General features: G+C 68.9%; 22 protein-coding genes. 15 read left to right on the top strand and 7 right to left on the bottom strand.

The features are described 5' to 3' along the window. The first annotated feature begins 78 nt into the window (after positions 1 to 78). The 6 genes from K2R93_16850 (at position 79) to K2R93_16875 (ending at position 8,856) form a co-directional block, all read left to right on the top strand. Complete coding sequence (locus K2R93_16850; protein MBY0491508.1) at positions 79 to 1,107, top strand: hypothetical protein; 1,029 nt, start codon at positions 79 to 81, stop codon at positions 1,105 to 1,107. A gap of 39 nt (positions 1,108 to 1,146) precedes the next feature. Further along, complete coding sequence (locus K2R93_16855) at positions 1,147 to 3,135, top strand: hypothetical protein (GenBank protein MBY0491509.1); 1,989 nt, start codon at positions 1,147 to 1,149, stop codon at positions 3,133 to 3,135. Next, positions 3,128 to 4,075 carry a hypothetical protein gene (locus tag K2R93_16860; protein ID MBY0491510.1) on the top strand — a complete coding sequence of 316 codons (948 nt, stop codon included), beginning with the start codon at positions 3,128 to 3,130 and terminating at the stop codon, positions 4,073 to 4,075. Before K2R93_16855 ends, K2R93_16860 begins: the two co-directional genes overlap by 8 nt. A gap of 131 nt (positions 4,076 to 4,206) precedes the next feature. Continuing rightward, positions 4,207 to 5,403, top strand: coding sequence for a DNA repair exonuclease (locus K2R93_16865; protein ID MBY0491511.1), 1,197 nt, complete (start codon positions 4,207 to 4,209; stop codon positions 5,401 to 5,403). 2 nt (positions 5,404 to 5,405) lie between these two features. Beyond that, the gene (locus tag K2R93_16870) at positions 5,406 to 7,874 is read left to right on the top strand and encodes an SMC family ATPase (GenBank protein MBY0491512.1); all 2,469 of its coding nucleotides are present in this window, start codon (positions 5,406 to 5,408) and stop codon (positions 7,872 to 7,874) included. 4 nt (positions 7,875 to 7,878) lie between these two features. Then, a complete protein-coding gene (locus tag K2R93_16875) occupies positions 7,879 to 8,856 on the top strand; it encodes a GNAT family N-acetyltransferase (protein ID MBY0491513.1) in 978 nt (325 codons plus the stop codon). Between the two features lie 19 nt (positions 8,857 to 8,875). Here the strand turns inward: K2R93_16875 and K2R93_16880 are convergent, their stop codons facing one another. After that, the gene (locus K2R93_16880) at positions 8,876 to 9,043 is read right to left on the bottom strand and encodes a hypothetical protein (GenBank protein MBY0491514.1); all 168 of its coding nucleotides are present in this window, start codon (positions 9,041 to 9,043) and stop codon (positions 8,876 to 8,878) included. 330 nt (positions 9,044 to 9,373) lie between these two features. On the opposite strand from K2R93_16880, the gene K2R93_16885 reads away from it, so the two are divergent. From K2R93_16885 to K2R93_16900, 4 genes are all read left to right on the top strand, one after another. Next, positions 9,374 to 9,787: a 6-carboxytetrahydropterin synthase gene (locus K2R93_16885; protein ID MBY0491515.1), complete on the top strand. Its 414-nt coding sequence runs from the start codon at positions 9,374 to 9,376 to the stop codon at positions 9,785 to 9,787. 67 nt (positions 9,788 to 9,854) lie between these two features. Next, complete coding sequence (folE, locus tag K2R93_16890) at positions 9,855 to 10,430, top strand: GTP cyclohydrolase I FolE (protein MBY0491516.1); 576 nt, start codon at positions 9,855 to 9,857, stop codon at positions 10,428 to 10,430. A 7-nt stretch (positions 10,431 to 10,437) separates the two neighbouring features. Beyond that, a complete protein-coding gene (locus K2R93_16895) occupies positions 10,438 to 11,151 on the top strand; it encodes an SDR family oxidoreductase (GenBank protein ID MBY0491517.1) in 714 nt (237 codons plus the stop codon). A 60-nt stretch (positions 11,152 to 11,211) separates the two neighbouring features. After that, complete coding sequence (locus K2R93_16900) at positions 11,212 to 11,832, top strand: hypothetical protein (protein ID MBY0491518.1); 621 nt, start codon at positions 11,212 to 11,214, stop codon at positions 11,830 to 11,832. A 22-nt stretch (positions 11,833 to 11,854) separates the two neighbouring features. On the opposite strand, the gene K2R93_16905 is transcribed toward K2R93_16900, so the two are convergent. The 4 genes from K2R93_16905 to K2R93_16920 form a co-directional block, all read right to left on the bottom strand. Next, positions 11,855 to 13,735, bottom strand: coding sequence for a long-chain fatty acid--CoA ligase (locus tag K2R93_16905; GenBank protein ID MBY0491519.1), 1,881 nt, complete (start codon positions 13,733 to 13,735; stop codon positions 11,855 to 11,857). 140 nt (positions 13,736 to 13,875) lie between these two features. Continuing rightward, positions 13,876 to 14,721 carry a hypothetical protein gene (locus K2R93_16910; GenBank protein ID MBY0491520.1) on the bottom strand — a complete coding sequence of 282 codons (846 nt, stop codon included), beginning with the start codon at positions 14,719 to 14,721 and terminating at the stop codon, positions 13,876 to 13,878. A 22-nt stretch (positions 14,722 to 14,743) separates the two neighbouring features. Continuing rightward, positions 14,744 to 15,511, bottom strand: coding sequence for a ParA family protein (locus K2R93_16915; protein ID MBY0491521.1), 768 nt, complete (start codon positions 15,509 to 15,511; stop codon positions 14,744 to 14,746). Between the two features lies 1 nt (position 15,512). After that, positions 15,513 to 16,028 (bottom strand): tetratricopeptide repeat protein, encoded by a 516-nt coding sequence (locus K2R93_16920; GenBank protein ID MBY0491522.1) that lies wholly within the window; start codon positions 16,026 to 16,028, stop codon positions 15,513 to 15,515. 195 nt (positions 16,029 to 16,223) lie between these two features. Between K2R93_16920 and K2R93_16925 the strand changes: the two genes are divergently transcribed. Further along, positions 16,224 to 16,748 (top strand): phosphoribosyltransferase domain-containing protein, encoded by a 525-nt coding sequence (locus tag K2R93_16925; protein MBY0491523.1) that lies wholly within the window; start codon positions 16,224 to 16,226, stop codon positions 16,746 to 16,748. A 91-nt stretch (positions 16,749 to 16,839) separates the two neighbouring features. On the opposite strand, the gene K2R93_16930 is transcribed toward K2R93_16925, so the two are convergent. Together K2R93_16930 and ligA are read right to left on the bottom strand one after the other, a co-directional pair. Next, positions 16,840 to 17,409 carry a hypothetical protein gene (locus K2R93_16930; protein ID MBY0491524.1) on the bottom strand — a complete coding sequence of 190 codons (570 nt, stop codon included), beginning with the start codon at positions 17,407 to 17,409 and terminating at the stop codon, positions 16,840 to 16,842. Positions 17,410 to 17,443: 34 nt separating this feature from the next. Then, positions 17,444 to 19,486, bottom strand: a complete 2,043-nt coding sequence (ligA, locus tag K2R93_16935) for an NAD-dependent DNA ligase LigA (protein ID MBY0491525.1) — start codon at positions 19,484 to 19,486, stop codon at positions 17,444 to 17,446. Between the two features lie 57 nt (positions 19,487 to 19,543). Here ligA and K2R93_16940 point away from each other — a divergent pair, with 57 nt between their 5' ends. The 4 genes from K2R93_16940 (at position 19,544) to K2R93_16955 (ending at position 23,234) form a co-directional block, all read left to right on the top strand. Beyond that, the gene (locus tag K2R93_16940) at positions 19,544 to 19,882 is read left to right on the top strand and encodes a YtxH domain-containing protein (protein MBY0491526.1); all 339 of its coding nucleotides are present in this window, start codon (positions 19,544 to 19,546) and stop codon (positions 19,880 to 19,882) included. A gap of 22 nt (positions 19,883 to 19,904) precedes the next feature. Then, on the top strand, positions 19,905 to 21,239 hold the full coding sequence (locus K2R93_16945; GenBank protein ID MBY0491527.1) for a thymidine phosphorylase: 1,335 nt from the start codon (positions 19,905 to 19,907) through the stop codon (positions 21,237 to 21,239). Positions 21,240 to 21,366: 127 nt separating this feature from the next. Then, entirely contained in the window at positions 21,367 to 21,612 is a 246-nt protein-coding gene (locus tag K2R93_16950; GenBank protein MBY0491528.1) for a hypothetical protein, read from the top strand. Between the two features lie 149 nt (positions 21,613 to 21,761). Beyond that, positions 21,762 to 23,234: a c-type cytochrome gene (locus K2R93_16955; GenBank protein ID MBY0491529.1), complete on the top strand. Its 1,473-nt coding sequence runs from the start codon at positions 21,762 to 21,764 to the stop codon at positions 23,232 to 23,234. Positions 23,235 to 23,293: the final 59 nt, after the last annotated feature.

Below are 23,293 nucleotides of genomic sequence, written 5' to 3' on the forward strand. Positions count from 1 at the left end.
ACCGGAAGTCTACGGCCGCGCCGCCGCCGGGTGTGCGCGCCGTTGTGCGCGGGGACGGGGCGCGATAGCCTCCCCCACGTGACCGCTGCCCCGCCTCTTCCGTCACTGCCGGACGCCCTGCGGGCCCTTCGGCCGCTGCTCGCGGGCGGAGCGCCAGTACTCGATGGCCCGTCGCTCGAACGCCTGAGTCTGTCGGGCGGTGAGCCGCCGGTCATCGCGGCCTGTACCCCGCTCGAGCCCCCCGGCGCCCGCCGGCTCACGCCGGCCGCCGCACCGCTGGTTGGGGCGTTCCTCGATGGCGTGCAGCGGAGTCGACTGCTCGGACACGTCGGGCATGCCCCCGTCATTTTTGCGAGTGTGGCGGCCGCGATTCGCGAACGGGTGGACCGCCAGCTGCAGACGTGGCATGCGCCACGGGTGGCGCGGATGCTCCTCGTGGCGCGCGATCGCGTCGGTGAAGCCGCGTTTGCCCAGCTCGCCGAGAGTGGCCTGCCGGTGATTGATGCATCAGCCGCCGCCGGCAACGGACCGGTGCTGCTGCACCCCCATGCCCTGCGCGCCCGCGCCCTCGAACTGGTGGCACTGGAGCGCGAACGCCTGGAGCGCCAACTCGCCGCCGCCTGGGTCGCCGAGGCGGAGGGCCTGCACCCTGGCGCGGCCGCGTCACCCGACCCGTGGCTCTGGATCGACGGGGGCATCGCCGGCAATCTGGCCATCGATGCCGGCGCCCGCGCGTTTGGCGTGGTGAAGTCTCATACCACGCTCTACGGCGACGAGGCGGCCGTGTCCGCCGTGCTCTCGCTGCGGAGTGGCGAACGGTCGCCCGCGTTTCTCGTCGGGCACGCCGCGCGCCGGGCGGTCGCGAGCTGGTACCTGCGACTGCGCGATGGTGCGGCGGCCGATCCGCTCTTTGGCCTGGTGCGCGTCGAAGTGGCCCCGCCGGTGGCGGACGCCGACTGGGAGGCCTTCACGGCGCACTGTGACCGGCTGTCAGCGGGCATTCTGCTGGAACGTGCGCCGCTCTCGCTCCCCGACGCGCGCTGGGATACGCTCAGCTACGGCGTGCACGCGGTTGAATCGTATCTGCAGGCCGTGCTCGGTGTCTGATCTGTCGTCCGCGGTTTTCCGCCTCTTCGGTAGCGCGCTGTGACTGCTTCTCACGCATCCCCGACGCCCGTGAACCCCGCGCCACTGGGGCGGGTGGTTGCCACCGAGCGTCAGCCCAACACGCCGCACGCGTTTCATTTCTGGACCGCGCTCGATGCCCCCATCGGCATCGGGACGATCGTGCGGGTGGAGGGCACCATTCCGGTGGAGGCCGCCATCCCGCGCGTCTACGGCGTGGTCACCGAGGCGGTGAGCTACTCCGATGTGCAGTCGCCGCTGCATGATGTGCTGGGATACGACGGGGTGCCCGCCGATGGGCCGCCGGTGCCCACCGCGCGCACCGAGATCCGCCTCTACACCGCGCAGGTGCTGCGTCACGTGCCCGAAGAGCCGCTGCAGCCGGTGCCGATGGGTGCGGTCTATCTCGCCGACGATGCCGACGTGGCGGTGGCGCTGCGGATGGATGCCTATCTGCGCGGCGCGACGCCGACTGGTATTCCGATCGGTGTGTACAAGGCGGGGGGGATGCGCTCGCCGATCTTCGTGGATGCGGATTTTCTGGTGGGCCCCGAAGCGGCCCATCTCAACATCTCCGGTGTGTCGGGGCTCGCCACCAAGACGAGTGCCGTGGAGTGGTTGCTGCAGGCGACGTTCGCCCACTTTCCGGCCCATCGCGGCCGCATTGCGGCCGTCTGCTTCAACGTGAAGGGGCCGGACCTCTGCTTCCTCGATCAGCCAGGCCAGATCGACGATGCCGATCGCGAGTTGTACGACCTGCTGCAGGTGCCGGCCACGCCCTTCCAGCAGGTGCAGTACTTCGCCCCCTACACTGCACGCGGGCACGCGCTCAATACGCTGCGTTCGCATCCCGATCTCGCCGAGTCGGTGACGCCGTTGACGTGGGGGCTCACCGAAGTGCTGCAGTTCGCCGAGGTGCTGCTCAACAAGGATGATGTGGATGCCAAGGCCGACGCGCTGATCGATTTCATTCGGGAGCGCGTGGTGGGGCGCGACTTCACCGATCCGCGCTTCACCCGCACGCACCGCGTGCAGAGCTTTGCCGATCTGGATGCGTGGTTCCGGGACGTGCTGCGCGTGCTGGAGGAATCCAATGGCGACACCTGGCGGACCCACCATGCGGCCACGATCCGCAAGGTGCGCAACCGCCTGTCGAACCTCTCCACGCGCTGCGCCGGATTGGTGACGGACGACGGCCTGGCGTCGGATCTCCCCTTCGGGAGCTTTGCCGACCGCACGGTGTACGTGGTGGATGTCGCCAACGTGGAAGAGGACGCGCAGGATCTCGTCTTCGCGCGGGTCGTCTCCAAGTTGCGCGAGCATCTCGAGCGCCGCGATCTCGGCGTCGATCACGTCATCGTCTTTGTGGATGAGCTCAACAAGTATGCGCCGCATGACGGTCCGGACACCTACGTGCGCAAGATGCTGCTCGACATCGCGGAGCGCGGCCGCTACCTGGGCCTCGTGCTCTTCGGCGCCGAACAGTTTCGGTCGCAGGTGCATCGCCGCGTGACGGGCAATGCGGGGACCACGGTGTACGGGCGCATGGATGCCGACGAGCTCGCGCATCCCGGGTATCAGGTGCTGAGTCCCGCGGTGAAGGCGCGGCTCGCTACGCTCGACAAGGGGCAGCTGATGGTGCGGCATCCGCACTTCACGCAGCCCGTGTTCGTGCGCTTTCCGCGGCCGGCGGTGATGTCCGGGCGTACCGGTGTCGAACGCTATCCGCAGGCCCCGGAGCCGACCGTCGCGCAGGCCGTGACCCGTGACCTGCGGCGGCTGGACGCCCGCGTGGAATTGGGGTGGGTGCAGCAGACCACGTTGCTCTACGATGAGCCGGTAGTGCTCGCGGCGCGCAATGCGGTGCTGCGGCTGCGCCCCGACGACGTGAAGGCGGCCTTCACGCGCGAGCTGGCGCGCCGCGCCCGGCCGACGGCCACGGAGGCCGAATCGGTGACGCCGCGTCCGCGCCCGCTGCGCGCCTTTACCCCCGACGAGTACGGTGGCTGAACGGCGCACGGCCAGCGCGGCTGGCGTCTGGGCCTGCCTCTGCGCAGTGCTCGTACCGGGCGCCGCCGTCTCTGCGCAGGGCGCGGCGACGGGGCCCGTCGCTCTCGTCGTGCGCCCCCGCGTGGGCGATACGCTGCGTCTGCAGGTGGAGCAGGCGGTCACGATGCGGGCGCGCCGTGGCGATGCCAGCTCGCCGGCCCTCGGCAGCCCGAGTACGGATCGTCCGGCGCGCGGGAACGCGCCCGAGTACGGGCCACGCGCCGACCGTGCCCGCATGACGCGGGTGCAGCTGTACGCGCACTCGTTTGTGGAATCGAGTGACCTGCAGCGCACCACGCTCGTGGCGACGACCGACTCCATCGCTATGTGGGCGGGCGCGCCGCCCATTCCACCGGCCAGTGTGGACGCCGCCGATCCGGCCTGGCAGCGCATGCCCCTCGCCGACGAGGCCCGGCGTGTGCGCGTCCAGGTGACCCCGGCGGGCGCGATGCGCATTGCCGACCCCCCGGCCGGCGCCCGGGATCTCGGTGCGACGCTGGGAAGCCTGCCGGGGCTGCTCCCCGAGGGGCCGGTTCGGACCGGCGCGACATGGCGGCGCGAGTTCCCGCTGCCGTCGCTCCCGCTCACCGGCTATCACACCGACGGCGTGGTGCAGGCAGAGCTGCGACTGGATTCGCTGACCCGGGGCGGGCGTGAGGCCTGGATCTCGATCACGGGGCGCCTGCGCCGCGACGGCGCCGCCCGGGAACTGCCGCCCGGGACGCGGGTGATCACGGCCGGCACCATTCGCGGCAGTATGCGCGTCGATCGGGTGCGTGCCTGGATCATGGACGCCACCACCGAGATGGACGTCGTCTCGGAGGTCGTGTCGGGGCCGGCCGCCCGCACCACCCCGATGCTCCTCGACCTCCGCATCGAGCAGCGGGTGCGCGTCCGCTAACGGGTCCGCGAACGCGTCCGCGAACGCGTCCGCGAACGCGTCCGCGAACGCGTCCGCGAACGCGTCCGCGCAGGCATTCGGCCGCATGATCAGCCCGGTGGCGCCGAGCGCCCCCCCGCTATCTTCCGGCCATGCGCCTCGTGCACCTCGCCGACCTGCATCTCGGCTTCCGCCAATACCAGCGACTCACGCCCACCGGGATCAATCAGCGTGAGGCGGATGTGGCGGCAACCGTGCAGCGGGCGGCGCAACAGATCGTGGCGCTCGCCCCCGAGCTCATCGTCATCGGCGGGGACATCTTCCACTCGGTGCGGCCGTCGAATCCGGCCATCCTGCACGCGTACCGCGTGTTCAACCTGTTGCGCGAGGCCTTGCCGGATACGCCGATCGTCATGGTCGCCGGCAACCACGATGCCCCGCGGACCGCGGAAACCGGGTGCATCCTGCGCCTCTTCCGTGAGATTGGCGTGTATGTGGCCGATGCGAAGGCGGAGCTGTTCACCTTCGCCGATCGGTCTCTGGCCGTGCTCGCGGTCCCCGACGTGCCGGGCATCGATCGCCCGCCACTGCTCCCCCCGGAGGGGTACGAGCACACGGTGCTGCTGCTGCATGGTGAAGTCGCTGGTGTGTTGCCGGCCCATGCGGCGCCGGCGGATCGTGCGGCCATCGAGATTCCGCCCGACGAACTGCACGCCGACCGCTGGAGCTACGTCGCGCTCGGGCATTACCACGTGTATCGGGAAGTCGCGCCCGGCGCTTACTACAGCGGGTCACTCGACTACACGAGCAGCAATCCGTGGGGCGAACTGCGCGAGGAGCGGGAGCACCGGGTCCCCGGCAAGGGATTCATCGAACACGATCTGGTATCGGGGGCGCATCACTTTCACCCGGTGCCGCCCGCGCGTCCGCTGCTCGACCTTGAGCCGATCGATGCCAGCGGCATGAGTGCCGCCGATCTCGACAAGGCGATTCTGGCCCGCGTGGACACGGCACCGGGGGGCATCGACGATCGCGTCGTGCGCGTCACCGTCCGCAACGTGCCGCGGCACATCGTTCGCGAACTCGATCACGCCGCGCTGCGCGACTATCGCAAGCGCGCCATGCACTTCCATCTCGATGCCCGTCGCCCCGACCCCATTGCCCGTCGCCGCTCGGGGGACGGCGGGCCGGGGCGTCGCCAGACGTTGCACGAGGTGCTCGCGGAACGGCTGCGCGAGCGCGTGCTGCCCGCGGGCGTGGAACGGGAACCGCTCGTGACGCTCGGGCTGCAGTATCTGCAGCAGGCGGAAGACGCGGCCATGGCCGCGATGCCCGTGCTGGAGGGCTGAGCGTGCGTCTTCTCTCGCTCCGTCTGCAGAACTTCCGGCAGCACGCCGACACCACGCTCACCTTCGAGCGCGGCCTTACCGGCATCATCGGGCCCAACGGCTCCGGCAAGAGCACGATTCTCGAAGCCATCGCCTGGGCGCTGTATGGCAACCCGGCGGCGCGCGGTACGCGTGACTCGATTCGCTTCACCGGTGCGGCCCCCCGCGCGTCGGTGAAGGTCGAGCTGGTCTTCGAGCTGGCGAACCATCGGTATCGCGTGGTGCGCGGCCTGACAAACGCCGAGTGCTTTCTCGATGGTGCCGACACGCCCATCGCGAACACGATCACCGGCGTGACCGAGCTGCTGCAGCGTCGGCTGGGGATGACGCGCACGGAGTTCTTTCACACGTACTTCACGGAGCAGAAAGAACTCGACGTCATGAAGACGCTCGGGCCGGCCGATCGCGCGCGCTTCCTCTCGCGCGTGCTCGGCTACGATCGCCTGAGTGGGGCGCAGGAGCTCGCGCGGGAACGGCGACGGGCACTCGTGGCCGAGATCAACGGCGTGCGCCAGGGGATGCCCGATCCCGATGCGATCTGGCGGGCCATGGCCGATGCCGAAGCGCGCGTGGCGGCCGGTCGGTTGCGGGCGGAGCAGGCCGTGCAGGCGCGTACCGTGTCCGCCGAGGCGCTCGACGCCGTGGCGCCGCAGTGGCGCGATGCGCAGGCGCAGCGGGAGCAGGCGCAGCAGCTGCTGTCGGAGCTGCGCGTGGCGGAGAACGATGCGCAAACCGCGGCGCGTGACATCGAGCGGCTGGAGCGCGATCTCGCCACGATTGCGGCGGCGCATGCCGATCTCGTGCCGGTCCGCGAACAGCTGCAGGCACTCCATCCGGTCCGCGAGGCGCTGCGCCAGCTCGATGAGCTGGCGGCCGCTGAATCGGGGCGCTTGGCCCTGCTCGAGCGCGTGAAGGGGCTGGCCGAGGAAGAGGCCAAGCTCACCGAACGCGCGAGTCGCCTCGAAAGCGCGCCCGCGCTGGAGCGGGAAACGCAGCAGCAACTGCAGGCGTTGCGGAACGCGCTCGCCGAAACCGAGCGGCAGCTCGATGAAGAACGCACCGCATGGGCGCGTGATCGGCAGGAGGCCGAAACCCGTCTCGACGCGCTCCGCACGCAGTACACCGAACTGGCCGAGCAGCGTGACACACTCGAGGGGCTCGGCGAAGACAGTCCGTGCCCGACCTGCAATCGCCCGCTCGGTGCGAGCTATCAGGGGGTGCTCGACCTCGTGCGCGAGCAGCTCGAAACCGTGCGCATCGATGGGAACTACTATCGCCAGCGCGTTGAGCAGCTGAGCGCCGTCCCGGCCACGGTCGAGGGGCTCGATGCCAGCCGACGCACGCAGCAGCAGGAGCTGGCGGCCACCGAACGACGCTACGCGAAGATCCAGGCGGCGCTGGCCGAGGCGGCCACCGTGGCGGAGCAGCGGGTGCGTGTCACGGAGCGCATGGCGGAGGCGACGCGTCAGCTGGCCGAGGTCCCGGCCGGATATGATGCCGACCGCCACGCGGCGCTTCGCCGCGAGGTCGCCGAGCTGCAGGCGCTCGAAACGCGGTCGGCCCGATTGAGCGCGCTCCTCGAGCGTGAGCCTCAGGTGCGGGCCGAGCAGACGCGGGCGTTGGCGGCGCAGGAGGCGGCCCGCACGCGCGTGCTGGCGCTGCAGGATCAGCACGGCAGCCTCGGGATCGATGAGCCGGCCTACCTGCGGGTGCGGGAGACGTACGAAGCGGCCGCCGCGGAAGCGCGCCGCGCCGAGCTCGAAGCGGTGGCCGCGACGGCCGAAGCGGAGCGGGCCCGGATGGCGCTCGATGCCGCCGAGCACGGGCGGCGCGAACTGGCGCGACTGCAAGGCGCGCTGGATGTGCTCGAAACCGAGAAGCGCCTGCATGATGAACTCGATCGGGCGCTGACCGATCTGCGGACCGATCTCAACTTCCAGCTGCGTCCCGAGCTCGCCGAGATCGCCAGCGGCTTTCTCGCCGACCTCACCGACGGGCGGTACAATTCGTTGGAGTTCGACGAGGAATATCGCCTGCTGGTGATCGAGAACGGCGTGCCGAAGCCGGTGATCTCGGGCGGTGAGGAGGACCTGTGCAACCTGGTGCTGCGGCTGGCGATTTCGCAGATGATCGCCGAACGGGCCGGGCAGGCCTTCTCCTTGCTGATCCTCGACGAGGTCTTCGGATCGCTCGACGAAACGCGACGGGCGAATGTGGTGGAGTTGCTGCGGAGGCTCAATGATCGCTTCGAACAGGTCATCGTGATCACGCACATCGAACAGGTGCGTGAGGGGCTCGATCGTCTCGTGCAGGTGCGCTTCGACGAGGCGCGCGGGTGCAGCGTGGTCTCGACCGCCACCGGCCGGGCAGCGGCCGATGAGGCGCTCATCGAGCCGGAGCCGTTGGTCGATTCGCTCTTCGCCGGAGCCTGACCGGATGGCCGTGACCTCCCGCCCGCTTCGCGCCTCGCGCCCGCTCGAGGGCCCGTTCGTCGCCACTGCCGAGGACATCCCGCAACTCAACGAGGTGTTCGCCGAGGCGTTCACCGAGCGCTATCGCAAGGATGGGATGACCGGCGTGCGGGTGCCGCCGCTCAACCCGAGTATCTGGCGGTACGCGCTGGCCGATGCGGGCGACGGCGCGCTCTGCTGGCGCGATGAGCGCGGGCGCATTGCGGCGTTCAACATGGCGCATCACTCCGGTACCGAAGGATGGATGGGGCCGCTGTGCGTGCGCCCGGATCATCAGGGGGCCGGGCTCGGCAAGATCGTCGTGCAGAGCGGCATGCGCTGGCTGCGTCTGCAGAAGGTGCGCGTCATTGGCCTCGAGACGATGCCGCGCACGATGGACAACATCGGCTTCTATTCGAATCTCGGCTTTGTTCCCGGCCACCTCACCGTCACGCTCACGCTGGATGCGCAGCTCGGGGACCGGCCGGCGCCGCTGCTGTCACAGCGATCGTCTGCGGAACAGATCGCCACGGTGGAGGCCTGTCGCGCACTGACCGCGCAGGTCATGCCGGGGTACGACTTCTCGAGGGAACTCGAACTCACGGAGCAGCTGCAACTCGGCGATACGGTGCTGCTGGGTGATGCGGCCGCGCCCGCCGGTTTTGCCGTGTATCACACCGCGCCGCTGGTGGAGGGGCGCGTCCGCGACGAACTGCGCGTGCTCAAGCTCGTGTTGAGCCGGCGCGCGGAACTGCCGCGCATGCTGGGCGCCCTTACCGATACCGCGCGCCGGGCTGGGACACGTCGCGTCGCCATCCGGCTGCAGGGGGACTATCCGGAGGCGTACCGCACGCTGATGGCGCTGGGCGCCCGTGTTCGCTGGACCGACCTGCGCATGAGTGTGCACGGGTGGAGCGAAGTCCCGCCTGCTGACGGGATGGTGTTGTCAAACTGGGAGATCTGAGCGGGCGGCCGCCGACGCCCTATTTCGCGTCCGGACCGTTCGGGGTGCCGCGCACGACAATGCGCCAGATGACCAGAAATACACCGGCCGTCAGCAACAGGTGAACGAAGCCCGGTGCTTCGGTGGTGAGCGTGAGGGTCGCCCACGCGACCAGCATCACAATTCCGGCGATCAGCGTCAGGTCCATCCCCCAATCTAGTGCAATCTCGTATTGCGCGGGGTGTGACCCCGGTCTAGCTTGGGCGTCGTACTGATGAAACGCGGGTTCGGAGAGCTTTACTTCTTGAGCCGATAAGTCCTTAGACAAGGTGCAACAAACGGGTCAACGTCATGCCCCAGTGCGGGGAAGGCGGCAGCACGGTGAGCGCTTTATTTGTTCTCTTTGGGCTTCAAGATCACCTCTTCGTTCCCGTTTCTTCAGCAAAGGCTCCGTCCCAGTGGCGGGGCCTTTGTCTTTCCCGGGCGGCCGGTTTCTAAGGGGAGGGAACTCGTCTTCTTTCTCACCGGTTGAATATCCATGCCCAACGTCACGGTGACACGCCGGCTGCGCTTCAACGCGGCTCATCGCGTGCATAACCCCGCCCTTTCGGACGCCGAGAATACCCGGCTGTTCGGGAAGTGCAACAATCCCAACTGGCACGGTCACAACTATCACCTGGATGTTTCGGTGAAGGGGACGATCGATGCCACGACCGGATATGTCATCGACCTGGGACACCTGCGGGACATCGTCGAGCGCGAGGTGATCAGCCTGACCGATCACCGGAACTTCAATCTCGACGTACCCTACATGCAGGGAATCAACCCCACCACCGAGAACGTGGTGGTGCAGATGTGGCGCGTCCTCGCGCCCGCGATTGCACCGGCGACGCTGGTGCGCCTGCGCCTCTGGGAAACCGAGAACAACTATGTCGACTACGAGGGGGAGTGACGTGATCCGTGCCGCCGTGTCACCGCGGAGCGGCCTCGCGATGAGTGATCCCGACGATATTGTCGTTGTGGACGATCGCCTGGTGGAGTACGAGGAGATGGTGCGCAAGCAGCTCGAGCTGCTGGGCGAAGACCCCTCGCGTGATGGGCTGCTCAAGACGCCGAGCCGCGTGGCGAAAGCCATGGCGTGGCTGACGCGCGGCTATGAGCTCACGGCCGCCGAGGTGATCGGTGACGCCCTGTTCGAGGAGCATCACGAGAACATGGTCATGGTGCGCGACATTGAGATGTACTCGATGTGCGAGCATCACATGCTGCCCTTCTTCGGCAAGGTGCATGTCGCCTACATCCCGAATGGCAAGATCGTCGGGCTGTCCAAGCTGCCGCGCGTCGTGGAAGTGTTTGCGCGCCGGCTGCAGGTGCAGGAGCGTCTCGGTGAGCAGATCGCCGATGCCATCGAGGACGTGCTCCAGCCGAAGGGCGTGGGCGTGGTCATCGAGGCGGTCCATCTGTGCATGATGATGCGTGGCGTGGAGAAGCAGAGCTCGCGCACCATCACCTCGTCGCTGCGCGGACTGTTCCGCGAGGACAGCAAGACGCGCAGCGAGTTCCTCCGCCTGGCGCACGCGCCGACGGGGTACTGAGGCCCGCGTGAGCCTGCGTGGTCGGACGGCACTGGTCACGGGCGCCTCGCGCGGCATCGGCCGCGCGGTCGCCCGGCGATTGGCGCAGGCCGGCGCGCAGGTCGCGCTGTGCGCACGCTCGCGCGCGGAGCTCGACGCGCTCGCAGCCGAATTGGGCGAGGCGGCGTCGGTGCACGTGGTGGACCTCACCGATGCCGAACAGGTGGCGGCGGTGATCCCGGCGGCCATCGCGGCGCTGGGGGGGCGCGTGGACGTGCTGGTGAGCAACGCCGGCATCTTTCCGCTCGCGTCCATCGAGCACACCACACCGGCCTCGTTCGAGGCCACGGTGCAGGCCAATCTGGTGGCGCCCTTCCGCGTGCTGCACGCCGTCCTGCCGGCCATGCGCGCGGCCGGGACCGGCCATGTCGTGACCATCGGCTCGGTCGCCGACCGCCGCATCTTTGGCGGCAATGGCGCGTATTCCGCCAGTAAGTTCGGGGGGCGCGCCGTGCACGAGGTGCTCCGCGAGGAGCTGACGGGGAGTGGGGTGCGCTGCACCCTGGTGTCTCCGGCGGCCACCGATACGCCGATCTGGGATCCCGTCGATCCCGACAACACGCCCGGCTTCCCGCCGCGATCGGCGATGCTGCGCCCCGATGATGTCGCGGAGGCGGTGCTGTGGGCCGTGACGCGCCCGGCGCACGTCAATGTGGACGAACTGCGCCTGAGCCGGTCCTGACGGCTCGCGCCGACGACCACGACGGCTCGTCGCGCGCGTCACCCGGCTCTATCGTTCGGCATGCACCGCGACCTGCTGGACGCCCTCCGCTGCCCCCACCCGCACGACGAGTCGTGGCTGGTGGCGATGGTCACGCGGGCGGACGGCCCGCAGCTGGTGACCGCCGATCTGGCCTGCCCGGTGTGCGGGGCGGATGTCGCCATCCGCGACGGCATCGCCGAGTTCGCGGGGCCGGTGCCTGCCATCGGGGCCGGCGCGCCGGAGGTGGACCGGCTGGCCGCGTTGCTGGGAGTGACCGGGAGCCCGTTGCCCGTGCTGCTCACGGGCGCCTACGCGCGGGCCGGCGCGGGGCTGGCGGCTCTGATCGAGGCCCCGCAGCTGTGGCTGGACGCGCCGGCCGACGCAGCCCCAACCGTGCCGCTGCTCTCACGCCTCCGGGGGGCGCCTCGACTGCCGCTGGGGGTGGAGACGCTGGCCGCGGCGGCGGTGGATGCGGTCCACGCCGGCGACGCCATGCTCGCCAGCATCGTGCGCGCCGTGCGGGTGGGCGGGCGCATCGTTGCCCCCGCCTCGGTCCCGCTCCCGGCCACGCTCACCCTGCTGGCCCGGGATGACCAGGAGTGGGTGGCGGAGACCACCACCCGCGCCAGCGGTCTGATCGAACTCCGCCGGCGCGCGTAAGGGCGACGTCAGACGTCAGACGTCAGTCGGCGCCGGCGTACAGGCCGTCGATGACGGCCTTGTAGCGCTCGGTCACGACCTTGCGCTTCACGCTGAGCTTGGGCGTGAGCTCGCCACGCTCGATGCTGAAGTCGTGCTCGAGCAACGCGATCTTCTTGGGCGTTTCGTAGCTCGCGAGGCCGGCCAGCTGGGCCTTGACCTCCTTCTCCATCTTCGCGTTGATCGTCGGCATCTGCAGCAGCTCGGCGCGCGACGTCCACACGATGTTCTGCGACGCCGCCCACTTCTCGAGGTTGTCCCAGTTGGGCACCACGAGCACGATCGGGAACTTCCGCTTGTCGCCGATCATCACCGCCTGCGAGACGTACTTGTTCGTCTTGAGCTGATTCTCGATCGGCTGCGGCGCGATGTTCTTGCCGCCCGCCGTCACGATGATGTCCTTCTTGCGATCAGTGATACGCAGGAAGCCATCTTCGAGGACGCCGATATCGCCCGTATGGAACCAGCCATCGGCGTCGATCGCCTCGGCGGTGGCCTCGGGGTTGTTGTAGTACCCGCGCATGATGTGGGGACCGCGCGAGAGAATCTCGCCATCGGCGGCGATCATGACTTCCACGCCGGCGATGGGCTTGCCCACCGTGCCGATGCGAATGGCGCTCTCGGTGTTGCACGAGATCACCGGCGACGTTTCGGTGAGCCCGTAGCCTTCCAGAATGGTGAGACCGGCCGAGTAGAAGAACTTGGCGATCTCCGGCGAGAGGGGTGCCCCGCCGGACACAAAGAACTTGAGATTGCCGCCGGTCCGTTCCTGCAGCTTGGAGAAGACCAGCTTCTTCGCGAGGCCGTATTGGAAGGCGAGCAGACCGCCCGGCTCGCGCCCGGCGAGGCGCTCGTCGGCCCACCGGTCACCCACCGCCTTTGCCCAGAAGAAGATCTGCTTCTTGAGCCCGCCGCCGGCCACGGCATTCTCGAGAACGCGCGCATAGATCTTTTCGTAGAGGCGCGGCACCGACATCATGAAGCTCGGCTTCACTTCCGACATGTTCACCGGCACCGTGTCGATCGACTCCGCGTAGGCAATGCGAACGCCCATCGAGAAGAGGAAGTAGTCGCCGGTGCGCTCGAAAATGTGGCTCAGGGGCAGGAAGCTGAGCGCGAGGTCGCTCGAACTGACATGCAGCGCATCGCGAACCGCGATGCAGTTCGAGTAGACATTGTCCTGCGTGAGCATCACCCCCTTCGGGTTGCCCGTGGTGCCCGAGGTGTAGATCAGCGTGATGAGCTGATCGGGGGACACGGCGAGCGCCGCCTGCTTGAAGGCCGTGGCGCGGTCGCTGCTGTCGTCCTGCGCCCCCAGTGCCTCGAGTTCGGCCAGCGTCATGTCGCAGCCGTCCTCCTTGGTGGCCGCGAAGCCGATCACATACTCGAGCTTCGGGACCTGTGCGCGAATCGCGGCAATCTTGCGTGCCTGATCGGCGGTGGAGACGAAGATCGCACGCGCGCCGGAATCGTTCAGCAGATACGGGATCTGCTCGGCGGGCAGCGTCGGATAGATCGGCACATCCGTGACCGAGCTGCAGAGACAGGCGTAGTCGGCAATGAGCCACTCCGGGCGATTCTCCGACAGGATCGACACGCGGTCCTGCGCGACGATGCCGAGCCGGGCGAGCCCGAGCGCCGTTCGACGCACCCGCTCCAGAATCGTCCGGTGCGACATCGGCTCCCAGACGCCGTTCCGCTTGGCCAGGAGCGCATCCTTCCGGTCATGCCGCTCCACGGCATCGAAGAAGAGCGCGTTGATGGTGCCCGGCGCGGGGCGCTGGCCGCCACGGGCGTAGGGCAGAGGCGCCGACCCGGCCGAAGGCGCAACAGGAGTGGATGCGGGTGCCGCAACGGATGTCATCGCCATCTCCAGCAAGGCTGAATCGATCGGACGCCGCGCCAGGATGGAGGGCGGGCGAAATCAGGGAAGGGCAGGGCGTCCCCGCAGGGACGCGGTCCTCCGAAACTTCGCCCGACGCGATCGGCGGCGCGAGGGCCCAGTTACGAGGTGCCGCGCTTCACCTGGGCGGACACCACCGCGCCCGACCCGGGCACCGCCTTGCCCTTGTACGTGACCGTGGCCTGCACGACCACCGAATCCGTGCCGGCGGCGGGAAACTGGGCCGCGCGGATGCGGACCTTGCGGCCGGCATTGCCGCCGGAGTCGGTGGTGTCGATCACGCTGGCCGTGCCGTTGTCATTCACGAGCCAGGCCGCCTGCGTGGTGTCGTTCGTGGGATTGGCGGGGCGCACCAGCGTGAAGCGCACGATCCATCCGTTCACGCCCGCCGGCGTCGCTGATTGCCGGTTCTGTACGAGGACCGGGAGCGCGTCGGTCGTGTTCGCCGAGGCCTTGGCGCGGCCCGTGTCCGGAAAGGCGGTCGTCAGCACCGCCGACACCTTGCCCGCGCTGACCGTGTCGGGGCGAACGGTCACGAGCAGCTTCTTGATGACCTGCAGCGAGGCGCCGGCGCGGGCGGCAATGCGGGCGTCCCCGGTGGCCGCGCGCGTCGCCACCACCAGACCGGTGAGGGAGTCAACGGCGAGCGCCGAGTCGCGATTGTAGTCGGCGTACAGGTAGCGGGTACCGGCCGCCGCCAGTGTGTCCCCGGTGGCGTTGCGCACGATGGCGCGAACGCGGGCGACCGCGCCGTTCACATCGCGCAGCGTATCGCCCACCACGACCGACGGAAACGGGAAGTCCACCATCTCGATCGACGCCGGCGACTCGGGTGACGAGCTCACATCGGCACAGGCGGCCCCCAGCGCCGCCGCCGACAGCGCCAGCAGCCAGGCGGCGGCCCGCATCGTTCGACGTCGCGTGATGGTGACCTCGCTCGGGTTCATACGGCGCTTCCCTTGGCCACCGCTACGCGAACCGTTCGGCGAGCTGCGTGGCGATGTTGATGTACGCCTGGCTGGCCGCATCGGCCGGTGCGCGCAGGACCACGGGCTGTCCGGCGGCGAATGCGTCGGAGGTCGCCGGCGTGCGCGGAATCGGCGTATCGAACACCAGATGCTGCGGGAGATGCTCCCGGACGTAGTGTACGACCCGTTCGGTCGCCGGGTTCCCCGCCTCGTGCATCGTCAGCAGGACGCCCTCGAGCGTGAGCTCGTCGTTTTCGGCGATGACATCCTGAATGGCGCGCAGGATCTGCGGCGTCGTATGCAGCGCCAGTGGCTCGCACTGCAGCGGTACCACCACATGCTGGCTCGCCGCGAGCACGCGGCGGGTGATCACGCCGAGCCCGGGCGGAGTGTCAACCACGACGACGTGGCAGCGCTCGCGCGCGATGGCGAGCAGATCAGCCAACATGTTCGATGCGCCCACAGCCTCCTGGAACGCCGTGTGATCGGAGGCATCGCTCACGCTGCCGGCCAGAATGACGCGCAGCCACGGGAGGGCGGTTGGCAGGATGACATCGCGCAGCGTCTTCTCGCCGCGCAGGTAGTCATCGAAGCCCACGGTCGGATGGCCACGCCGCAGCCCCACCCCATAACGCACCGCGCCCTGCGGATCGGTGTCGACGAGCAGCGTCTTGAGCCCGCGCCGCGCGAACGCGACCGCAAGATTGACGGCGGTGGTGGTCTTGCCGACACCGCCCTTCTGGCTCACCACCGACAGCACGCGTCCCACGTCAGCCCTCGCCGTCGACGGCGTCGTGCGAGGGCGCGTCGCTGTCCGCCGTCCCGTCCGGCAGCGCATCCATCGCCGCCGTATCACCGGCGTGGGTCTGCTCCTGCAGCATGGCCAGCGTGCGCTCGGCGTGGGCGCGGAACTTCGCCGACTCGGCGTCGTTGCCGGTGTTCACCCGCAGGAAGCCTTCCAGGTGCATCGCGGCGTGCGCGGTATCGCCACGCTTGAGCAGCAGGAAGGCGAGGCCGTAGTGCGCGCCGGCGAGATCCGGATCGAGCTGCAGCGCACGACGATAGGTCCGGATGGCCTCCTCGGGCTGCCCCGTCTTGGAGAACGCAATCGCGATGTTCTGCAGCACGCGCAGATCGTCCGGTCGCTCGCGCAGGGCGAGTCGATACGACGTCAGCGCGTTGGCGTAATCACCACGCGCTTCAAGATCGAGAGCCTCGGTCAGGAAGTCCGGCTGTCGTGCATCACGACCGGACGAGCCACCCACGAGACGCCGCAGCCAGTTCATGCGCGCGCTGGATGTTGAGTGGAAATGCGAATCACCGCGACCGATGCAAGAGGATCGGAGACGAGAGGAAACTCGGGCAAGTAAGCAAACCTATCGGTGGGTCCGGTTCACTACAAGGCGCTGTCGGCGGTTCGTGCGTTGCGAGCGGGACCCTGCGGGGGCTACACTCCGCATAGCCCCTCACTGGAGTCCTCGATGCCGACACCGCAGCCGTACGCCCCCGATCCGTCGAAGGGCGTCATGATCGTTGATTGGCCACTCTTTGGTGAGCTGGCGCGTGCTCTGGCGGTGCGGGTGGCGCGTGAATGGATGCCCGATCTTGTGGTCGGGGTCGCCACCGCCGGTGTTGTGCCCGGGGCCGCCGTCGCCGCGATCCTCGATGTGCCGTTCCACTCGATTCTGATCTCGCGTCGCTACAGCGCCGAGCAGGTGCGGGAGACACCGGCCGTCTTCGGGGCCGCGCCGGCCGACGTGCGCGGCAAGCGTGTGCTGATCGTCGATGAGACGTGCGATTCGGGGCAGACGCTGCGGCTGGCAGTCGGCTCGGTGGTCAATGCCGGCGCGCGTGAAGTGCGGACGGCCGTCAGCTTCCGCACCGGGAGCTTTGCCCCCGACTACCACGCCCTCGCGACCGAGGCGATGATCGTGCTCCCCTGGGATCGGGAAGTGCTGATCGACGGGGAGCTGCAGCCCAACCCGAAGTACGAGGGGCTGCTCTGAAGGGGACAACGAACGAAAAAAGGGACAACTGACGAGGACTGACGCGCGCGTTGACCCTCGTTGTTGTCCCCGATCTCGTGCGTTGTCCTGGTCAGGCGGAGTGGGCGGCGCGGTCGTAGGGAATGCCGCGCTGCATGGCTTCCCAGACGTAGCCCAGCACGTCAACCGAGCCGACCAGGAAGCGGCAGCGGCCGGGCGCGGTGCTCCCCGGATCGACCTCGAGCACGCTGAGCGGCGCCCCAGCGAGCTTGCCGAGGAAGCCCGCGAAGAGTCCCGTGGAAACGAGGCAGCCCCCATCGGCATCGGTCGCTTCGCCCCACTCCGCGGCATCGAGCATCACCACCGCATCGCTCAACGGGGTGACTTCCACGCGCCCCCAGCCATGGGCGTGGAAGAACGCTTCGAAGAGCATCGGAAAGCGGGTGTCCGCCAGCTCCGTCGGGTTCGGTTCACCCTGGCCGGCGAGCCAGTGCACGAACTGGTCGTAGAGCGCCTGACCGGCCTGATAGCCGGCGTCGCGCACGGCGTCCACGGAAATTCCCGCGGACCCGGCGTGGGCGGTCAGCACCCCCTGACGCAGCGCCGCGAGGAATTCGACGGGCATGCTCACGGCGCGCGAGGCGCCGCCGGGGGCAGTCGGAAGCGTGGCGGAGAGGGTCATGTCCCTGTGACGCTCGCCCACTGGGGCGGTCACGTCAAGACACCGGCGCTGTGACGATCGATGCCCGCCGTATGAGCTCCGCCTCGTCGATCACTTCGATGCCCAGCTCGGCCGCCTTGTCGAGCTTGCTCCCCGCCTCTTCGCCGGCCACCACGAAGGTGGTCTTCTTCGAGACGCTGCTGGTCACCCGGCCGCCGGCCCGTTCAATCAGCGCCGTCGCATCCCCGCGGGAGAGTGTGGGGAGCGAGCCGGTGAGGACCACCGTGGCCCCGGTGAGGGCGCCGTCGGCCTGTACCGCATTGGGCTCGGTGAAGGTGAGGCCGCGCACGCGCAGCCGTTCCACGAGCGCCCGGGCCGTGTCGTCGGAGAAGTAGCTCGCCACGCTTTGCGCGATGATGTCACCGATCCCGCGCACCTCGCCCAACTGCTCCGGCGTGGCGGCGGCGAGCGCATCCAGCGATCCGAAATGGCGGGCAAGGAGCTGCGCCGCCTGCGCGCCCACGTGACGGATGCCGAGGCCGAAGAGCAGGCGCGACAGGGGCTGCGCCTTCGCGGCCGCGATCGCCGCCACCAGGTTCTCGGCGCTCTTCTGCCCGAAGCGCTCGAGTGCCACCAGCTGCGGCACGGTCACGTCGAACAGATCCGCGAAATCGTGCACGTAGCCCGCGGCGAGCAGCTGCTGAATGCGCGCGTACGACAGCCCGTCGATATCGAGGGCGTCCTTGCTCGCGAAGTGCACCAGCCCTTCGAGCTGGCGCCCGGGGCAGGCGACATTCGGGCAGTAGATCGCAACGTCGTCGCCGTAGCGCACCACGGGCGTCTGACAGCGCGGGCAGTGCGACGGCATCGCCCACGGGCGTTCCTCGCCGGTGCGCTTCTCCGGCACGGGCCCGAGCACATAGGGAATGACATCACCGGCGCGCACCACCTGCACCTGATCGCCTTCGCGCAGATCCTTGGCGGCAATCTGATCGGCGTTGTGCAGGCTCGCGTACGTCACGGTGGCGCCGCCCACATCGACCGGTTCGAGCACCGCGAACGGGGTGAGGACCCCCGTGCGGCCGACGTTCACATCGATCTGGTTGAGGCGCGTCACGGCCATGTCCGGCGCGAACTTCCGCGCGATGGCCCAGCGCGGCGTCCGGTCGCTGCGAATGCCCAGCTCGTCCTGCAGGGCCATGTCGTTGACCTTGACCACGCCGCCATCGATGGCAAACCCCAGGACCGCGCGCGTCTCATGTTCGATCGTGTGCGCCCACGCGGCGACGTCGGCAATCGTGTGGCAGCGCGCGCGATGCGGCGCCACTGGGATGCCCCACGTGGCGAGCTGTTCCAGGAGCGCCCACTGCGTTCTGGCCGGTGCGGTCCCATCGGGGAGCACAGCCGCGTAACCGAAGAAGCGCAGCGGACGTTGCGCCGTGATCGACGGATCGAGCTGGCGCATGGAGCCGGCGGCCGCATTGCGCGGGTTCACATAGACGGGCTCGCCGGCGGCCACGCGGGCCTCGTTCATCTGCTCGAAGCCGGCGAAGGGGAGATAGACCTCCCCGCGGATCTCCATGAGTGGGGGATGGTCACTTCCGCGCAGCCGGAGCGGCACGCCCTTGATGGTGCGCACATTGGCCGTGATGTCCTCGCCCTCGGTCCCGTCACCGCGCGTCGCGGCGGTCACCAGGACGCCATCGCGATAGGTGAGCGCGACCGCCGCCCCGTCGATCTTGAGCTCGACCGTGTAGCCGCTCTTGTGGACGGCATCGCCCACCACCCGCTCGATCGACTGCTCGAAGGCTTCGAGTTCGCCCTGATCGAAGGCGTTGTCGAGCGAGAGCATGCGCACCAGATGCCGATGGGTATGGAACGCCGATTGCACGGGCGCGCCCACGCGCAGCGTCGGTGAATCTTCCGTGCGCAGTGTGGGGTATTGTTCTTCAAGACCCTGCAGCTCACGGAAGAGCCGGTCGTACGCCTGATCGTCCAGCGTGGGCTGATCAAGGACATAGTACTCGTACTGCGCGCGGGCGAGCGTCTCCCGCAGCTCGGCGGCGCGCTGCATCTGGGCAGCGGTGGGCGTGGGCATGCGGCACAATCTAGTACGCCGGGTTCGCTGAGGCCCGGCCTCACGGAGGAGCGCACGATGGACGACGCGACACACGACACGATGCACGCGCACGAAGACGAGCGTGAGGACATGGTGATGGGCCCCGAGGAGGAGGACACGCGCTCGGAGCACCTGCGCACCCTTGGCCTGGGGCTCCTGCTGGGCGCGGTGATCGGCGCCGGCGCGGCGCTGCTGCTGGCGCCGGACAGCGGGACCGTCACCCGCAAGCGACTGCGGCGCGGCGCACAGCGACTCGCGCGCACGGGTAGCGCGGCCGTCACCGATTGGTGGGACGACGCGGACCGCGAGGCGCGGCGCCTGCTCCGGCGCAAGATGCGCCGCGGGCGAAAGATCGTGGAGGGGTGGCGAGGGTAGGCACCCGCGGTAAGTTCTGCCCATGGAAGCTCGTGGGCTGATCGAACGGAAGCGCAACGGCGGCCGCATCACGTCCGCCGAGTGGCACGCGCTCATGCGTGCCTATGCGGCGGGCGACGTGCCGGACTATCAGATGTCGGCGCTCGCGATGGCGATCTATTTCGTCGGGCTCGACCGCGATGAGATTGTCGCCCTCACCAACGCGATGCTCGCCAGTGGGGCGACGCTCGACCTCACGCACCTGCGTGCCGGGCGCGTTGACAAGCACTCCACCGGCGGGGTGGGCGACAAGGTGTCGCTGGTGCTCGCCCCGCTGGTGGCCGTCTGCGGCGCGGCGGTGCCCATGATGTCGGGGCGTGGGCTCGGGCACACCGGCGGAACGCTCGACAAGCTCGAGTCCATTCCGGGATTCCGCACCGACCTCACGCTTGCCGCCGCCACGGCGCAACTCGAGCAGCTGGGATGCGCCCTCATCGGCCAGACGCGCGAGATCGCGCCGGCCGATCGCAAGCTTTATGCGCTGCGCGATGCGACCGCGACGGTCGAAAGCATTCCGCTCATCTCGGCGAGCATCATGTCGAAGAAGCTCGCCGAGTCGCTCACCGGGCTCGTGCTCGACGTGAAGCGCGGCTCGGGCGCGTTCCTCCCCGAGCTCGAGCGCGGCCTCGCGCTGGCCGAAACCATGATTGCGCTGGGGGCCGATCACGGCTGCCCGGTGGTGGCGCTGCTGACCGCGATGGACCGCCCGCTGGGGCGCGCCTGTGGCAACGCCATCGAGGTCGAAGAATCGATCATGGCACTCCGTGGCGAAGGGCCGTCGGATCTCATGCAGGTGACCTATGCGCTCGGCGCCGAGATGCTCGTGCTCGCCGGCGTCGCGACCACCCGCGATGACGCACGCCGCCGCATGGAGGTGGCGATCTCGAGCGGCAAGGCCGCGGTGCGCTTTCAGCAGATCATCGAGGCGCAGGGGGGCGACCCGCGCGTGGTGGATGACCCGTCGCTGCTGCCCCAGGCCAACGAGTGCGAGATCTTCCGGGCGGTCCGTGACGGCGTGGTGGCCCAGGTCGAACCGCGCGCGGTCGGGCGGGGCATCACGGCGCTCGGCGGTGGGCGCACCCGGGTCGAGGATCTGGTGGACCCGTCGGTCGGCTTCGTGATCACCGCCCGGCCTGGGGATATCGTGCGGGCCGGGGAGCCCCTGGCCACGATCCTCGCCCGAGACGCCGTCGGGGTGGCCAAGGGGCGGGCGGCGCTCGCCGAGGCCATTCGGATCGCCGACGAGGGGGATCCGCCCCTCCCGCTGATCTCGCACCGGGTGACCGAGGCCGGGGTCGAGCGGTACGAGGACGCCTGAGCGGACCGCTCGGCGGAACCGTCCGGGCCCCACTCCCAGTTGAGCCCAGACCCGCATAACTTTGCTCCCGCAGCCGCCGTCGGGCGGCCTGCGCTCCACGGCGCCTGGCGCCCCCGCTTTTCCCGCGATGCTTTCTCCGTCGACGAATCGCCTTCTCAGCATGGTGTGCGCGGCTGCCGTCCTGCCGCTGCTCGGCCTGTACGCCGTTCTCATGATGGCCGCCACGCCGAAGCCGACCGGCGGCATGGAGCCCACCGTCGCGACGATCTGCTACATCGCCTTCACGGTGCTCTTCAGCGCCCTGATCACGGTGGCGCTCAATTTCTCGAGCCAGCTGAGCCGCCAGGCGAAGGGGCAGTACACGACGCCGTAATCGCGTTCGAGTCGGGTTGGGTCACGCACCGCGATTTGTTCGCGGTGCGTTCTTTTTTGCCGGGCTGGGGTGTCGGCCGCCACTGGTGTCCTCTTCGCAAATCCGAGCACGTCCCGCAGAATCGCTTCGGAATCGATGAGGATTCGATCATGGCCCTTGTTCCTGTGACCACCCGGCGCGCCCGTCCGGCGCGCGTGTTTGCCCTCGCGGTACCTCTCGTCCTCGCCGCGTGTGGCGGTGATTCGCCAACGGCGTCCGATACGAGTACCACCACGCCGACGACGCCGGTCACGCCGACCACGCCGGCGGTGAGCACGGACCCCATCGCGGTCAACACGCCGAACCCCACCCAGGCGGGGGTGGTGGGGCAACCGTTCCGCTACGACGCGAGCCGCGGCAACACGGTCTTTTCGGATCCGCGTCGGACGGGGCTCACCTACACCGTGACGTTCAGCGGCGCGACGAACGGTCTCACGGCGGTGGGATGCGACATCACCGGCACGCCCACCACGCCGGGTGTCATCACCGCGACCGTCACCGCCCGTGACACCACGAATCGCACCGCCTCGCAAACGTTTCGCATCGCGGTCTTCAGCGCCGATGTTGCAACGCCGACGCTCCCGGCGACGACCTTTGCCTACAGCGATGTGAGTGCCCCGCTGCCGCGTCACTTCCTGAATGACGCGGCAACGCGCGCCGCTGACAACATGCCCAGCACGAACCCCACGACCGACGCGGGGGCCACGCTCGGACGAGTGCTCTTCTACGATCGGCGGCTCTCGGCGAACGATCGCGTGGCGTGCGCGTCGTGCCACATACAGTCGCTGGCCTTCAGCGATACCGCGCGCCTCAGCCGCGGCTTTGCCGGGGGGCTCACCGGTCGCCACAGCATGGGGCTCAGCAACGCGCGCTGGTATCAGCCCGCGCGCTTCTTCTGGGACGAGCGTGCCTCCTCACTCGAAGATCAGGTGTTGCGGCCCATCCAGGACCTGACCGAGATGGGGCTCACGCTCGATCAGCTGGTCGCCAAGGTGGAGGCCACGCCGTTCTATGCGCCCCTGTTCTCCGCGGCCTTCGGCACGAGCGAGGTGACGAGCGATCGCATCAGCCGCGCGCTGGCGCAGTTCGTCAGGAGCCTCGTGTCGGCCACCGCGAAGTTCGATCAGGCCTTCGCGAATGGCGCCGGCCCGGACTTCAGCGTGCTCACCGCGCAGGAGCAACTCGGACAGACGCTGTATGCTGGTCGTGCCGGCTGCGCCCGTTGTCATGGTACCAGCGCGCACGTGTCCGATCAGGTCCACAACACCGGGTTGGACGCGGCCATCACCGATGCGGGTGCCGGCAACGGCCGCTTCAAGGCCCCGTCGCTCCGCAACATCGCGGTCCGCGCGCCCTACATGCACGACGGCCGCTTCCGGTCGCTCGAGGAAGTCGTGGACTTCTACAACACGGGCGTCCAGAACAACGCCGGGCTCGATCCGCGGCTCCGCGCTCCCGGCGGTCAGCCGCTGCGGCTCAACCTGTCGCTCGACGAACGCAACGCGATCGTGGCGTTCATGAAAACCTTCACCGATACGGCGTTTCTGACGAATTCCAAGTTTTCGTCGCCGTTTGGGCGGTGAGTGGTGAGGTGTGAGGAGAGTGGTGAGGGGTTGCCTTCGAGAAGCGAGAGGCGAGTGGG

Source organism: Gemmatimonadaceae bacterium, from assembly GCA_019752115.1.
Lineage (GTDB): Bacteria > Gemmatimonadota > Gemmatimonadetes > Gemmatimonadales > Gemmatimonadaceae > Gemmatimonas.